Source organism: Nostoc sp. DSM 114161, from assembly GCF_052692665.1.
The window spans coordinates 3,109,204-3,124,827 of the sequence record NZ_CP195141.1 but is presented as its reverse complement, the minus strand read 5'-3'; the positions used below and the strand labels follow the sequence as shown (position 1 = coordinate 3,124,827).

The following is a 15,624-nucleotide window of genomic DNA, read 5'->3' as shown; positions in this document are numbered from 1 at the left end:
AATCGAAAATAAGAACCCCACCCCGCCAAAGCTACGCTTTGTCTCCCCTCCCCTTAGCAAGGGGAGGGGTTGGGGGTGGGGTGTTAGGGACTTTTGCAACAGGTCTATTCACTATTCCCAATGCCCAATGCCCCATGCCCCATGCCCTATGCCCAATCTAAAATCTAAAATCTAAAATCCTTATGCTTCCTGTGATTTGTGTTAAAAATCTCGACCACTACTTTGGTCGCGGTCAACTTCGCAAACAAGTTCTGTTTGATATCAACTTAGAAATTAATGCTGGTGAAATTATTATTATGACAGGGCCATCTGGTTCTGGTAAAACTACATTGCTGACGTTGGTAGGTGGGTTGCGTTCTGCTCAATCTGGTAGTTTGCAGGTTTTAGGACAAGAACTTTGTGGTGCTAAGGCAACACAACTCACTAAAGCGCGACGCAGTAACGGTTATATTTTTCAAGCGCACAATCTCCACGGTAGTCTCACCGTACTCCAGAACGTGAAAATGGGCTTGGAAGTACACAAGGATATTTCGCCCTCAGAAATGAAAGCTCGGTCAGCCCAAATGTTAGAGGAGGTAGGATTAGAACATCGCCTCAATTATTATCCTGATGACTTATCAGGGGGACAAAAACAAAGAGTTGCGATCGCCCGTGCTTTGGTCAGTCGTCCTAAAATTGTCTTAGCAGACGAACCCACCGCCGCCCTTGATAGTAAATCGGGACGAGATGTAGTTAACCTCATGCAAAAATTGGCAAAAGAACAAGGTTCTACAATTCTTTTAGTTACTCATGACAACCGGATTTTAGATATTGGCGATCGCATTGTCCACATGGAAGATGGCAAACTAGTAAGCGATCGTGCTGTTGTGCCACTAACTTAAATAGTCATCATCAACTGAGTACACCAGAACGGATGAAAATATTCTTTTTTCAATCCCCAATCCCCAATGACTAACCAAACTATTCGCGTTGTTGCTCGTGTTATTGCTTTGCCTAACAAGGTAGAAGAACTTAAAGCTGTATTGTTAGAACTTATCGAACCAACCAGACAGGAACCAGATGCAATCAAGTATGAACTTTTGCAAAATCAGTATGACCCAACAGACTTTACTTTTGTGGAAGAGTGGACTTCTAGCGAAGCCTTGAATACTCATATGGACTCACCCCATTTCCAAGCAGCAGCAGCTAAAATCCAAGGTTTGGTAGCTAGTACACCAGATATCCGCCGTTACCATCTTTTGGCATAGGGCAAGAACTAAATCAACGTGAATTATAAAGACCTCACCCACCCAGCCTCCGTCTCCTTGAAGGAGAGGGAGGAGTAACGAAAAATTAGGCTTTTTACTCCCCTCTCCTTGAAGGAGAGGGGTTGGGGGTGAGGTCAAAATCCTTATACGTCGAATTCACGTTAAACCAATCGCCAAGAAACTTTTAAGTCTATTGCCTATTTCAGCCAAATTTTCAGATTGAAGCGATCGCTCCAGAATCAAGGCAACATTCTGAAGTATCTTGATCCTGAGGCCTTAGTCGAAAATTGAAAGCTGCAACATGTATGTGCCAATTGCTTGGAATGAATTGCAATGTCCCAACGGATATTTGCTTTTCTTTTGAAGGTTTTTCTGCGCGGGGAGGAAAAACAGATCATCATAGCGATGGTTGGGGTATTGCTTTCTTTGAAGGAAAGGGATGTCGGATGTTTTTAGATGCCCAACCTTCTGTTGTTTCTCCAGTCGCGGAGTTCGTGCGGAGTTATCCCATCCACTCAACCCATGTCATCGCCCATATCCGCAAAGCTACTCAGGGCGAAGTTGCCTTACATAACTGCCATCCATTCCGCAGAGAATTGTGGGGTAAGTATTGGGTATTTGCCCATAACGGTAATTTACCAGATTTTCAGCCAGAAAATATGGGTTTTTATCAAGCTGTAGGTGATACCGATAGCGAAAAAGCATTCTGTATGATGTTAGAAACATTACGAGAACGCTTTCCTGAAGGTGAGCCTTCCATTAAGGAACTCTATTGTGTGCTGGAAGAAATTACTGCTGTTATTGCCAATGTAGGTATCTTTAACTACTTACTATCAGATGGAGAACACTTTTTTGCTTATTGCTCAACCAAACTCAGCTATATTGTACGCCAAGCGCCCTTTGCTGCCGCCCATTTGATTGACCAAGATATGACTGTTGATTTTCGGGAAGTGACAACCGAACGCGATCGCGTCGCCGTCATCGCTACCACTCCCCTGACTGACAACGAAGTTTGGACACAAATCCAACCCGGAGAATTGCTAGTATTTCACGACGGATTACCCTTGAAATATGCTTCCAGTTAATAATTGGTCTAGGTTGGGTAAATAAATAACAAGTAGAAGGCAGAAGGGAAAAGCCAGTTTTTATCGGGTTTTTAACTTTTGTATTTTACATTTAATTATGTCTATTTACTTATTACTCAACAAATACTTCGTAGTTTCATAGCAGGCAACAGAGAATAGGCAAATAGGCAAATGAAGTACACGGGTAGGGGCACAACATGTTGTGCCCCTACGATTAAAGCTACAGATAATTGTCAGGGCGTACCGCTCAAGCGGAACCCGCAGAGTACGGACGTTCGCCCCTACTCGCGTACTTCATTTACCTGAAAACGCTGTATAACAATACTTTTACAGACACTGTTATATTGCTGTAATTCACCTATTAAAAACCGCCACAATTTACCAATTTTTCAGAATATACCCAACTTAGTTGTTACCAATCTTTTCACAATAAATACCGTTTTTATTGGTATAAAAAATAAATTTACACTGGATTTTAGCTGTATTAATATAGTGAAAATCAAGGCTTTAATTTTTATAGCTAAAAATATCTATTGCCAATTATAAGCACTTGCTAAAAATGTATTGGTAACAACAAAAAATATTTTTATGTATGGCATCCAATTAATATTGCTCATAGCAATTTTCTTTGTAACAAGTGTCATCAGCGTGATTACAGGAAGCACTTCTTTAATCACCGTCCCTGTAATGTTGCAATTTAGTATTGAACCGCGTACTGCTCTTGCCACTAATATGCTGGCATTAACCTTTATGAGTGTTGGTGGTACGTTGCCTTTTATTGGGAAAAAATTACTTGACTATAATCGGTTGCGAATAATCATTTTTTTAACGATTTTAGGTTCAATTATTGGTGCATTACTCGTTTTAGCTATACCTTCAAAATCGATGCCTATAATTATCTCTATTTTGATGATTATAGTGGCTGTATTTTCAATCGTAAATCGTCATGCTGGAATCATTTTGGCAATAAAAAAGCCATCACCAATAGTAGAAATTGGTGGATATATAGCAACCTTTGTACTTGGTGTTTATGGCGGTTTTTTTAGTGGTGGCTATGTCACAATGCTCACAGCAGCTTATGTCAGCCTATTTCGGATGACATTTGTACAAGCAGTAGCAAATACAAAGTTGATTAATATTTTTTCTTCGCTAATTGCCACTATGATTTTCTTAACACAAGGAATAGTGGATTATAAGCTTGGTATTATTCTGAGTATTACTATGTTTATTGGCGGAATAGTGGGTTCCCAGGTTGCCCTCAAACTCAACAATATCTGGTTAAGGCGTATATTTATCACCACAGTAATTGCTCTTGGAATCAAGACCTTATTTGATTTTTCTGCGCTACGTTAACAAAAAGCGATCGCCCATAATTCTCAACTAGTAATTTGAGTTGAACTGCTACTAACTAAACGTGCTTGTTGTTTTGCCAGCACTTGTTCGCGTAATGAGAGCAATTTTCTATCTTTAATGCCTTCTGTAACCAACCCATCGACAGTTCTCATCAGATAATCAGCGCAGGAACCTAATTTTCCAGACGCAGTGGCAATACTATTAATAGTGGTTTTTAATGGTATGCGATGAGCGTACCTGGGATGTTGACGATTGGCAACAAAAGCGATCGCTTTGAATTCCTGCGTACCATCAAACACCCTTACCCAACGAGCAAGATAAACACCAGCCACCATTTCCCGTCGCCAAATCAACAATAATTCCTTTGGGACATCGGCAGCAGCAATTCGATAAATCACACCACGACAACTACCCCCGCGATCGAGTCCTAAGAGTAATCCGGGATTCTCTGGAGTTCCCAAACCGAGAATCATCCAGGTACAGAAACGGCGATGCCAACCATAAATTATTCCAGCACGGCGCTCAACATATTTGATTAAGGGATTCCAAATCAGCGAACCGTAGGCAAATATCCAAATATCAGAATTTGCTGGTTGCTGTTGTAGTGTTTGATGGAGCGATCGCTGTAACTCATCTTCGCTCAGGGTAGTAAGCTTGATTCCAGAGTGTGATGCTTCTAATAGTCTCGTTTGTTCGTTTCCAGCTTCGAGATCGCTACGACTCAGTGACATCTTGAACCCTCGTAATTTGGCGAAGTATTGCCTTACAAATTAGTTATTTACTAGCAAATTGCTTGATGAGTTGTTGGTTTATTGCGATCGCAATTTGATATTTGAAACTCAAACTATTTCTAATTCTTCGCAGAACTGATAAAATCACCATATTTTCGATAGAGAATATGAGGTTTTTGTGTATTTGTAACCAAATCGCTGCAAAAACCTAGTAATATACTACAGTATATAACTGTATTCCCATCTAGTAAGTGTAGATTTAGCGGAGGCAATAGGATGAGTTTGTGGCAGCGCCCACTAAAAATATTACAAGCGATCGCTGAACATAATCGGTTCAGACTGAATTCGCTCAAAGGTTTTGTATCGCTCTTTTTGGTAGGAGCATTAATGAGTGTGGCGCTTGCCGCCTGCTCCGGTGGAAATGAGAGCAGCTCTTCCACAGAAACCCCTAGTGCTAGTCCTGTGGCTGCAAGTAAAAGTAATGTTGAGCTAACCCTCGTTTCCTTTGCAGTTACCAAAGCTGCTCACGAAGCCATCATTCCTAAATTTGTACAACAGTGGAAGAAAGACCATAACCAAACTGTCACCTTCAAACAAAGCTATGGCGGCTCTGGTTCTCAAACTCGCGCCGTCATCGATGGTTTGGAAGCAGATGTTGTCCACTTAGCACTAGCAGGAGACACCACCAAGATTGAAAAGGCTGGATTGATTCAGCCAGGATGGGAAAAAGAAGTCCCCAATAATGCGATCGTCTCGAAATCTGTGGCGGCGCTAATAACTCGCCCTGGCAATCCTAAAGGCATCAAAACTTGGGCAGATTTGGCGAAAGGAGATACAAAACTGATTACCGCTGACCCGAAAACCTCAGGTATTGCTAAGTGGAATTTCTTGGCACTGTGGAACTCCGTGATTAAAACTGGTGGAGATGATGCTAAGGCTACTGAATTTGTCACCAAAGTTTACAATAACGTGCCAATCCTAACTAAAGATGCACGGGAAGCTACAGACACATTTGCCAAGCAGGGTCAAGGAGATGCCTTAATTAACTACGAAAACGAAGTTATTTTGGCACAACAAAAAGGTGAGAAAGTTGATTATGTCGTTCCCGACGTAAATATATCCATCGACAATCCCATCGCTGTAGTAGATAAAAACGTCGATAAGCACGGTACGCGGGAAGTTGCTGAAGGTTTTGTGAAATACCTCTATACTCCAGAAGCACAACAAGAGTTTGTTAAATTAGGATTCAGACCTGTGGATGAAACTTTAGCTCAAACTAAAGAAGTCACAGATAAGTTTCCCAAGGTGAAAACTCTGGGTACAGTTCAGGACTTTGGTGGTTGGGAAGAAATTGATAAAAAATTCTTCGCAGATGGGGGTGTGTTTGATAAGATACAAGCCCAAAAGAAAAGATAATTAATAAAGAAGAATTCAGAATTCAGAATGGGCTACGCCCCACTGCGGTAAGAGAATTCGGAATTAAAGAATTAGAAATTGTAAATCACAAAATTTTCAATTAAGCGCGAGTGTTTCATATCAAGCTTGTCTAATCACTTTTCATTAAAATCTCTCCGCGCTAGTGTGTGTGAAGCTTTCCTACTGAATTCTGACTCCTGAATTCTGACTCCTGAATTCTTTTTAAATTTTGCATTTTTGACTATGACGACTGTATCTCCTTCTGTAGAAGTCGAACGTAAAACATCATTTTGGAAGACATTACAGCGAGTTCCGTGGACTTGGCGAATCACCATTGCATACCTGGCTGTGATGTTGTTTATGCCCATAGTTGCTATGTTTCTCAAAGCAAGTACCGAACCTCCAGCAAGGTTTTGGGCGATCGCAACTAGCGATATTGCTTTAGCAACATATAATGTAACCTTTGTTACTTCAATATTTGCTGCCCTGCTCAATGGTGTGTTTGGTACCTTGATTGCTTGGGTTTTAGTCCGCTACGACTTCCCCTTGAAACGCTTGATTGATGCCACAGTAGATTTACCGTTTGCATTGCCAACTTCGGTAGCAGGTTTAACACTCGCAACAGTTTATAGCGATAACGGCTGGATAGGTTCTCTGCTATCACCTTTAGGAATTAAAGTATCTTTTACTCGCACAGGGGTAGCGGTGGCAATGATTTTTATCTCATTGCCTTTTGTCGTCAGAACCGTGCAACCTGTACTTCAAGAAATGGAACATGAAATTGAAGAAGCCGCCTGGTGTCTGGGTGCTTCTCAATGGCAAACCTTTTGGAAAGTGATTTTGCCACCATTATTTCCGACAATTTTGACAGGTATTGCCTTGGGTTTTTCCCGTGCAGTTGGAGAATATGGTTCAACAGTGATTATTTCTTCTAATACACCATTCCAAGACTTAATTGCACCCGTGTTGATTTTCCAAAGATTAGAGCAATATGACTATTCTGGTGCAACAGTAATTGGCATAGTTCTACTATCAATTTCATTAATATTGCTATTGGCAATTAATTTCTTACAAGCATGGGCAAGGCGATATGACAGTAGATAAGCCAAGTTTTCACTCATCTGCATCTGACGATACAGATATACCCAAGCCGAAAGAGCAGAACAAGTGGGTGCCAATAGTTTTAATTGGTATAGCGATCGCTTATTTAAGCTTAGTTCAATATCTCCCTGCAATTAACGTATTTTACCAAGCCTTCAGCAAAGGAGTCGGGCCGTTTTTATCTAACCTGACACGACCAGCCTTTCTCCATGCAGCTTGGTTGACACTATTATTAGCTGCCATCGCTCTCCCATTAAATACAGTATTTGGTTTGTGTGCGGCTTGGGCGATCGCTCGTCATAAATTTCCCGGACGCGCCATAGTTTTGAGCATCATTGACCTGCCCTTTTCCATCTCCCCCGTAGTCGCAGGATTGATGATTGTCCTACTTTACGGACGCAATGGCTGGTTTGGCCCTTGGCTGCAAGCACACGATATCAAAATTATCTTTGCCTTTCCAGGTATGGTGCTGGCTACAGCCTTCGTCAGTATGCCCTTTGTGGCCCGGGAAGTAATTCCGGTTTTAGAAGAATTTGGCAAAGATCAAGAAGAAGCAGCCAGAACATTAGGTGCTAAAGATTGGCAAATATTTTGGCGTGTCACCTTACCCAGCATCCGTTGGGGCTTACTCTACGGTTTAATTTTGACCAATGCCAGAGCAATGGGTGAATTCGGCGCAGTTTCAGTGGTATCAGGCAACATTGCCGACCAAACCCAGAGTTTGCCACTGTTTGTGGAAGACGCTTACAAACAATATGAAACCGAAGCTGCCTTTTCTGCCGCTGTACTGTTAGCCTTACTAGCAGTAGTCACCTTAGTGCTGAAAGAGATTTTAGAACGCAAAACCCGCATTAAAGATGTTGAATAAGGTGGGTATGGGGCATGGGGCAAAGGGGAAGGGGGAAAGAGGAAAGGAAAGATCTCTCTTTTCCCTTTAACCTTTACCCTTTACCCTTTTCCCTTTACCCTTTTCCTTTAGCGAAGCCACCTCCCCACTCTCCTCTATGACTAGTGACAATACAACTACCAATAAACGCATTCGACTCAGAATTTCTAAGGACTATCATCAGGAACCTGTGATTTCTCGCTTGGTGTCTGATTACAATCTGACTGTGAATATTACAGCAGCGATTTTGGGAGCCAATGCTGTCGGCGATGGTTGGTTTGACCTCGAACTCAAAGGAACAGAGGCACAAATTCAAAGTGGATTAGCTTATCTCCATGATTTGGAATTAGAAGTTTGGGACGAGACGAAAACAAGTGATTGGTAAAGTTGTTTGACTGCGATCGCTCGGTCAAAATTATATCGAAAAAAGAGCGATCGCTTCTTCAATTACTAGGTTCTGGTGCAGTGAGATTCAAAATATTAACCAGCAGTTCAAAAATTGTTTGCTTGAAGGTCGATACCATCTGACTCCAGCTGGCAATTACACTCGAATCAAATTCCGAACATGTCGATTTTGTGCAAAACATTCTGCTAGGATTTGTCGATCGACAGCTTCGTAGATAAATTTCAGAATATTCTGTAAAAAATCTGTCTTTTAGCAGATACTTAATATATTAAAAAACTGTATGTCATCTTTAGCAATAACTGACTGATATCGGTAAATGTGTGTTGCTAATGTGAAGCTTAAGCAAAAATAAATAAATTTTTACTAAAAATAATATGTGTAGTCAGAGCTAATCTGACTACAAAAGCGCGGAAATAGCGACACAGTGACAGGCTTGTTAGTTACGCGATCGCATCTGGGTTTTCCTTGCAACTGACGATCGCAAAAATAAACTGGGAATACTGAAATAAGGCATTTTAAGATTCCCTACAGTTTATGACAACAAACGATTATAAAGCTTTAAACATCCAAAATGTAGAAGAGTGTCAAAAACAGCTACAGTTAACGGTTCAGTATCAAAAAATTTTGGGGAGAATCCTAGCGAAAATTCGGGCATCTATAAACTTAGAATCTTTATGTTCGACTTCATGCCAAGATATTTGCCGACAATTGAAGATTGAGCGAGTAGCAATCTATCGATTTAATGCAGACTGGAGTGGTAGTTTTATCAATAGTTTTGGCTTTGCAGAACCACGCTGGGATACACTCAATCCTTTTGGACAGGATTTGGTGTGGGAAGATTCGTATTTGCAAGAAACTCAAGGAGGACGATATCGCAAAAATGAGCCGTTTGCTGTAGCTGACATTTACGATGCCGGACACGCTCGTTGTCATATTGAGGTATTAGAACAGTTTCAAATTCGAGCATATGCGATCGCGCCTATTTTCATTGGTGCAAAACTTTGGGGTTTACTAGCAGGCTATCAACATTCCACACCCCGACAATGGCATCCTGACGAAGTAGAGTTTTTAGCTCAAGCCGCCAGCCACCTCGGCGTAGCCATGCAGCAGGCAGAAATCTTAGAACAAAGCAAACAACGCACAGCAGAATTGCAAGATGCAATTGCGCGGCAACGTGCTTTGACAGAAGTTGTGGGAAATATTCGCTCCTCTGTAAACACCAAAATTATTCTGGATACTGCCTGTCAGGAACTCTGCAAACTCCTGAAGTTAGAACGAGCAGCAGTTTATCGTTTCAATGAAGACTGGAGTGGTGAATTTGTCAGCCAATTTGGTATGGTTGAGGCGCAGTGGGATAGAACCCATCCATTTGGCAAAAATCTCGTTTGGCAAGATACCCACCTGCAAGATACCAAAGGTGGGCGCTACCGCAATAACGAAAGTTTTGCTGTTAACGACATTTATCAGGCTGGACATTCACGGTGTCATATAGATATTTTGGAGCAATTTAAAATTCGGGCTTATGCCTTAGCACCCATCTTTATCGGGCCAAAACTGTGGGGACTCATAGCAGCGTATCAACACTCAGGGGTGCGTCAATGGGCAAATTATGAAGTCGAGTTCCTGGGACAGGTGGGGGCACAACTGGGAGTGGCGATTCAGCAAGCCGAAAATTTAACGCAGTCGAAACAACAGGCCACAGCTTTAGAAAATGCGATCGCTCGACAACGCGCACTCACGGAAGTCGTCGGCAAAATTCGCTCCTCTTTAGACATTGATTTAATTCTGAAAACTACTTGTCAGGAAGTTTGTAAACTGCTGAGAGTTGAGCGAGTCGGCGTTTATCGCTTTAATGAAGATTGGAGTGGCGAATTTGTCGGTCATTTCGGTATGGTAGAGGCACAGTGGGACAGCATCAATTTATTTGGCAAAAATCTAGTTTGGGAGGATACTTACCTCCAAGAAACCAAAGGCGGACGCTACCGCAATAACGAAAGTTTTGCGGTGGACGACATCTACCAAGCTGGACACTCGCGCTGTCACCTAGATGTTTTAGAGCAGTTCAAGATTCGTGCCTATGCCTTGACTCCAATTTTTGTCGGGCGAAATCTGTGGGGATTGCTGGCTGCCTATCAACATTCTGCACCGCGTCAGTGGGGTAGTGTAGAGGTGGAATTTTTAGCACAAGTAGCCAGCCAACTCGGAGTAGCGATGCAAAGTTCCGAGATGGTGACCCAAATCCAAACTCGCGCTGACGAACTGCACAAATCAGCCGAACAACGACGGATTTTATTCGATTTAGTTGTCAAAATTCGGGAATCTTTGGATTTAGAGACAATCTTTAAGACTACAGTACAGGAAGTGCGGCGATCGCTCAAAGCAGATCGAGTCGGCATCTTCCGCTTTGAACCTGATGTGGGCTTTTGCAGCGGTGAATTTATCGCTGAAGATGTGCTTCCCAAGTTTGATTCCGCCCTCGCCGTGAAGGTGCAAGACTATTGCTTTGGCGACCAATATGCACCGCACTATCGTCAAGGACAAGTGCAAGTGATTTCTGATGTCAACAGCGTTGGCTCGAAAGTGCCTCACCTTGATGTCATTGAGCGATTCCAAGTCAAAGCACAGATTATTGTCCCACTAATGGAAGGCGATGAACTATGGGGATTGTTATGCATTCACCAATGCACACATGCACGCGATTGGGAAGAAGCTGAATTAGAATTTGTTACCCAAGTGGCAGCTCAACTGAGTGTAGCACTACGTCAAGCCAAGTTGTTCCAACAATCAAGTTTGCTCGGTCAAACCCGTGAAGAAGCAAATCAACTCGCCCAAGCACTAAATGAACTGCGTACTGCCCAACTGCAAATTATTCACACTGAAAAAATGGCCAGCTTGGGGCAACTAGTGGCGGGTGTAGCCCATGAAATTAATAACCCAGTTAATTTCATCCACGGTAACTTAGAACACGCCCACCAATACACCCAAGATTTGTTGCGTTGTGTCCAGCTTTATCAAAAAAATTATCCCAACGCTACACAAGAGATCCAAGAGTTTTTAAAGAAAGCGGAAATCGAATTTTTATTCGACGACTTACCTAAATTATTCCAATCCATGAAGGTCGGGACTGAACGCATTCGTGAAATTGTCAGTTCGCTGCGGAACTTCTCTCGCTTAGATGAAGCTGATTTCAAATCAGCAAATATTCACGAAGGCATCGATAGCACGTTAATGATTTTGCAAAACCGCTTGAAGTCGTCAATTGATGGCTCTACCATTCATGTGACCAAAGACTATGATACTTTACCTCCAATAGAATGCTATCCCGGTCAGTTGAATCAGGTATTTATGAATTTGCTGTCTAATGCCATTGATGCTTTAGAAGAACGAAATGCCCAAGCAACTTCCGAAGCTTTAGCAGCAAACCCCAGCGAAATCCGAATTTCTACCTCACTAATCGATAAAGACTGGATTGCCATTCGCATTGCCGACAACGGACTTGGTATGGATGAAAAAATACTCTCTCGCTTATTCGATCCATTTTTTACAACCAAGGTTGTTGGTAAAGGCACAGGGCTAGGGCTTTCCATCAGCTACCAAATTGTCACAGAGAAACACAAAGGTAAGATTTACTGCCAATCTGAACCTTCCAAAGGCACAGAGTTTGTGGTTGAACTGCCAATTCGTCAGGCGAAAAGTTGAAAATTAGTGGTTGTTGACAGTTGACGGTTGACAGTTAACTGTCAGCCTTAAGAGGATGTTTGAAAAGTCCTTTTGTCCGTAGCAAAACGTTTTAGATCTCCCTAAATCTCTCTTAAAAAGAGGGACTTTGATTCTTGTTCCCCCCTTTTTAAGGGGAGCCAGCGCGGTCTTGGGGGTTTCCCCCATGAGCGACTGGCGTGGGTTAGGGAGGATCGATAAGTGCCTAAAATCACACCCAACCACTTTTCAAACAACCTCTAAGGGCAAGCAGTGCTGTGCCCCTACAACAAATGTAGTTTTTTAATTACTTATATTTGGTATTTCTTGTCAATGCGTAAGTCCTATAGTAGTTCATCGCATTAGTTATGAGGCTTATAGCTCCCCGACTTCTTAAAGAAGTCGGGGAGCTGAACACTCGCAACCCATCAGAATTAATGCGATCGCTCAGTAGCCAGTCATTTAATTTCGATTAAAAAACCTTAAAATTGCGTTTCAATCTTTGGAAACACTTAATTCTTATCAAGACACCATCATCACATATAAATTAATCTGTCAATTCTTTAGCGGACAATTACTTTACATAAATTGAGCATATTTTACGTAAATTTACTCATTGTTTTTTTCTGGACTTTATGAGACTCTCCTTTACATCACAATAAATACTATAAATCTATCGACTTACCGTATTTTGATCGAAGCTAAAAGGATGAAAATCATTGTAAGACTGAAATCACACTAATGGTATTATGTCTGCCACTAAATTTGTAAAACCTGCTTCAGTCCACAGTCGAATTCTCGTGCCTGGGCGGTATCATCGACAACCTGTCATTTCGCGGCTGGTGTCTCGTTATGATTTAACCGTCAATATCAAAGCTGCATCCTTGACATTAGATAGTCAAAGCGATGGCTGGTTTGATTTAGAACTTTCGGGAAATCCCCAAAAGCTGACAAATAGCCTATCTTACTTACAAGGATTGGGAGTAAATCTAGTACAACTAGCGATCGCCAACCAAATTCAAGCCACCGACAACTCCCTAGCCTTTCCAGATTCAGCTTACAAACTCAGCCCTAAAGACTCTGCATGGCTAACAGATCGATGGCAAGAACAATTTCAACAATGGATGTCTCTAGGTCAGACCAATCGATTGCGCTTGCAGCTGTGTGTGTTGAAAACCTACTACGAACAACCAGTGATTTCCAAGTTAGTTTCTCGTTATGGACTAACAGTCAATATCACCAGCGCTATACTTCAACCCGACAGCCAAGATGATGGCTGGTTTGATTTAGATTTATGGGGTAGAACAAAGCAACTCTACTCCAGCCTGAGTTATTTAGAAAAACTCGGACTACCGATTTGGTTGGATTTATCTAGCGTCTATGGCGATCGCTAAATTCAGAAGTCAGAATTAGCAAGTAACCTAAATTTCGTAGTACCAAATGTCTTCTTCTCGTAGGACAATTCGATGTAGGGAGAGGCGATCGATCAAGCCCTCTTGCTCAAATTGGCCAAGAACGCGAGTTATGGTTACACGAGTTGAGCCGAGCATTTCTGCAAGGTCTTCATGAGTTAGACGCATATCTATTAAACGCCCCTTCTCAACTTCCGAACCAAACTTTTTAGATAACCATGCTAATAGCTTGATGAGCATGGTATCCACCTTTTTATGGCTACGAATTACCATCAATTCTTGAGCCTGTTGGATATGGCTAAGTAGAGTTTGTGTGAGTTCAGTCCACTCCTCTACAGGTAAGACTGTCGCCCCTACTTTAGTTAAGCACTCCATCTGATAAGGTTCTAATTTTGACAAAGCTTTACCCACAACATCTCCAGGGCCCCACAATCCCAGAGCAACAGTTGTACCATCTTCCAGATAAGTAAAAGTCCTGACAAAACCTGTTTCAATCTTCCAAAGAGCGTTTGGATACTCTGGCAGAAATGAACGACGCGCAAAAACTTGCTTAGTATTATTACTTGGTAAGTTAGTAAGATTTGTGTATAAAGAAACCATAATGCATAATACTGTTTTTTGGTAAACTAACCGTAGTATATATATATCAGGTTATAAAAGCTTGTGCATATTGAAATTATTAATGTTTTTAGAGAGGGGCAAGGGGCGGGGGGCAGAGGGGCAGAGGGGTGGAAGAGAAAGAACTTGTACAAAAACTCTCCCCTGCTCCCCTGCTCCCCATCTCCCCATCTCCCCATGCCCCATTCCCTAAATTCCCGCACCATCGAGAAAATCTTCAATCATGCCGTCAGAATTATTGCACTTGGGTTTGTCGATTTGTTCGTCGCCAAGCTCATTTGGCAAGAGGCTCGGTCGATCTTCTAATTCGTCTAACTGTTTTTCTAGAGCTTTGACTCGTTCAAATAAAGCTCGGATGACTTCGGCTTCAACGTCCCGGACTTTATCATGATCTAGATTGCCAGATAAATTGTTATGACGAGTCACGCGCCCTGGAATCCCGACAACGGTGGTGTTGCTGGGTACATCTCGCAGCACTACTGAACCTGCTCCAATACGGACGCGATCGCCAATTTGAATATTTCCCAATACTTTGGCGCCGGCTCCCACAACCACATGAGAACCTAAAGTCGGATGGCGCTTGCCACTTTCTTTGCCAGTACCACCAAGGGTAACACCTTGATAAATCAAGGCATAGTCGCCGACGATCGCTGTCTCGCCAATCACTACTCCCATCCCGTGGTCAATAAACACTCCCTTGCCAATTAATGCCCCAGGATGGATTTCAACTCCAGTTAAAAACCTACTAATATGAGAAATAAATCGGGGTAGAAAGGGAATTCCAATTTTATACAGCCAGTGTGCTACTCGATGAAACAGTAGCGCCTGAAATCCTGGGTAACAGAACAATACTTCTATCCAGTTACGCGCTGCTGGATCTCGCTCAAAAATGGTTCGCAAATCAGTTAGTAGCATATTTTTTGAGTTTTCGTTTGATTTTTGGATTTCCCAAACTCAGATAATTCCCACTCAAAAATCTAGTATTCATGGGAATTTTCTTAAATGATAAACTACGGTAAGTCGATAGATTATAGTGTTTTTTAGGTCATAAGTGGGATGCTATCACATCCGACACTTGGAAAAAATAAATTTCGCCTAAAATGCGATAAATCCCCCAATTAACCGTAGTATATTGAGTACAGTCTTGAATAGCCAAAACTACTCTCTCCTCGATCTGTCTTCCAAAGTGGAATACGCGCTGCTGGCACTTTTAGAACTAGCAAGCCACCACGGGAAAAAAGTTCCTCTGACCATGAGTGAAATCGCCGCTAAACAACCCATACCTGAGCGCTATCTGGAACAAATTTTGACCAACCTCCGGCGTGCTGGTGTGGTGCAGAGTCAACGTGGCTCTAAAGGAGGTTTCATCTTAGTTCGCGAACCTTGGCAGATCACTCTGCTAGAAATTGTGACTTTGGTTGAAGGTGAGCGCAAAGAGAAAGATACCTCTGAATCTCCCACTCTGGAAAGGACTCTGGTTTATGAAATCTGGGAGCAAGCTAATGCCGGTGCAATTGAAGTTTTGGGTCGCTATACGCTCCAAGATTTGTGCCAGGAAAGGGAAATTCGCGCTCAGCAAAGTCCGATGTATTACATTTAGTCAGCGAATTTTAGATTTGAGATTTCAAATTTTTGATTGTTCATTCAAAACTTAAAATCTAGAAAGGTTCTTG

General features: G+C 42.1%; 15 protein-coding genes. 12 read left to right on the top strand and 3 right to left on the bottom strand.

Annotated elements, in window-relative coordinates:
• Positions 1–182: 182 nt before the first annotated feature.
• The 4 genes from NSTC745_RS13790 to NSTC745_RS13775 all read left to right on the top strand — a co-directional run bounded on the left by NSTC745_RS13790 (position 183) and on the right by NSTC745_RS13775 (position 3,685).
• Positions 183–881 carry a DevA family ABC transporter ATP-binding protein gene (locus tag NSTC745_RS13790; protein WP_445637648.1) on the top strand — a complete coding sequence of 233 codons (699 nt, stop codon included), beginning with the start codon at positions 183–185 and terminating at the stop codon, positions 879–881.
• 66 nt (positions 882–947) lie between these two features.
• On the top strand, positions 948–1,247 hold the full coding sequence (locus NSTC745_RS13785) for a putative quinol monooxygenase (protein WP_445637647.1): 300 nt from the start codon (positions 948–950) through the stop codon (positions 1,245–1,247).
• A gap of 305 nt (positions 1,248–1,552) precedes the next feature.
• A complete protein-coding gene (locus NSTC745_RS13780) occupies positions 1,553–2,332 on the top strand; it encodes a class II glutamine amidotransferase (RefSeq protein WP_445637646.1) in 780 nt (259 codons plus the stop codon).
• Between the two features lie 564 nt (positions 2,333–2,896).
• Entirely contained in the window at positions 2,897–3,685 is a 789-nt protein-coding gene (locus NSTC745_RS13775; protein WP_445637645.1) for a sulfite exporter TauE/SafE family protein, read from the top strand.
• Positions 3,686–3,708: 23 nt separating this feature from the next.
• On the opposite strand, the gene NSTC745_RS13770 is transcribed toward NSTC745_RS13775, so the two are convergent.
• A complete protein-coding gene (locus tag NSTC745_RS13770; RefSeq protein ID WP_445637644.1) occupies positions 3,709–4,416 on the bottom strand; it encodes a gamma-glutamylcyclotransferase in 708 nt (235 codons plus the stop codon).
• A gap of 276 nt (positions 4,417–4,692) precedes the next feature.
• On the opposite strand from NSTC745_RS13770, the gene NSTC745_RS13765 reads away from it, so the two are divergent.
• The 7 genes from NSTC745_RS13765 to NSTC745_RS13735 all read left to right on the top strand — a co-directional run bounded on the left by NSTC745_RS13765 (position 4,693) and on the right by NSTC745_RS13735 (position 13,315).
• The gene (locus tag NSTC745_RS13765; protein WP_445637643.1) at positions 4,693–5,832 is read left to right on the top strand and encodes a sulfate ABC transporter substrate-binding protein; all 1,140 of its coding nucleotides are present in this window, start codon (positions 4,693–4,695) and stop codon (positions 5,830–5,832) included.
• A gap of 243 nt (positions 5,833–6,075) precedes the next feature.
• A complete protein-coding gene (cysT, locus tag NSTC745_RS13760; protein ID WP_445637642.1) occupies positions 6,076–6,936 on the top strand; it encodes a sulfate ABC transporter permease subunit CysT in 861 nt (286 codons plus the stop codon).
• Positions 6,923–7,801 carry a sulfate ABC transporter permease subunit CysW gene (cysW, locus tag NSTC745_RS13755; RefSeq protein ID WP_445637641.1) on the top strand — a complete coding sequence of 293 codons (879 nt, stop codon included), beginning with the start codon at positions 6,923–6,925 and terminating at the stop codon, positions 7,799–7,801. The genes cysT and cysW overlap by 14 nt, the downstream gene beginning before the upstream one ends.
• Before the next feature lie 136 nt (positions 7,802–7,937).
• On the top strand, positions 7,938–8,204 hold the full coding sequence (locus tag NSTC745_RS13750) for an NIL domain-containing protein (protein WP_445637640.1): 267 nt from the start codon (positions 7,938–7,940) through the stop codon (positions 8,202–8,204).
• Positions 8,198–8,347 (top strand): hypothetical protein, encoded by a 150-nt coding sequence (locus tag NSTC745_RS13745; protein WP_445637639.1) that lies wholly within the window; start codon positions 8,198–8,200, stop codon positions 8,345–8,347. The genes NSTC745_RS13750 and NSTC745_RS13745 overlap by 7 nt, the downstream gene beginning before the upstream one ends.
• Positions 8,348–8,759: 412 nt before the next feature.
• The gene (locus NSTC745_RS13740; RefSeq protein ID WP_445637638.1) at positions 8,760–11,924 is read left to right on the top strand and encodes a GAF domain-containing sensor histidine kinase; all 3,165 of its coding nucleotides are present in this window, start codon (positions 8,760–8,762) and stop codon (positions 11,922–11,924) included.
• A gap of 746 nt (positions 11,925–12,670) precedes the next feature.
• Positions 12,671–13,315, top strand: coding sequence for an NIL domain-containing protein (locus NSTC745_RS13735; protein WP_445637637.1), 645 nt, complete (start codon positions 12,671–12,673; stop codon positions 13,313–13,315).
• Between the two features lie 27 nt (positions 13,316–13,342).
• On the opposite strand, the gene NSTC745_RS13730 is transcribed toward NSTC745_RS13735, so the two are convergent.
• A complete protein-coding gene (locus NSTC745_RS13730) occupies positions 13,343–13,933 on the bottom strand; it encodes a Crp/Fnr family transcriptional regulator (protein WP_445637636.1) in 591 nt (196 codons plus the stop codon).
• A gap of 207 nt (positions 13,934–14,140) precedes the next feature.
• The gene (cysE, locus tag NSTC745_RS13725; RefSeq protein ID WP_445637635.1) at positions 14,141–14,866 is read right to left on the bottom strand and encodes a serine O-acetyltransferase; all 726 of its coding nucleotides are present in this window, start codon (positions 14,864–14,866) and stop codon (positions 14,141–14,143) included.
• Positions 14,867–15,068: 202 nt separating this feature from the next.
• Between cysE and NSTC745_RS13720 the strand changes: the two genes are divergently transcribed.
• Positions 15,069–15,551, top strand: coding sequence for an RrF2 family transcriptional regulator (locus tag NSTC745_RS13720; RefSeq protein WP_445638598.1), 483 nt, complete (start codon positions 15,069–15,071; stop codon positions 15,549–15,551).
• The last annotated feature ends 73 nt before the right edge of the window (positions 15,552–15,624 follow it).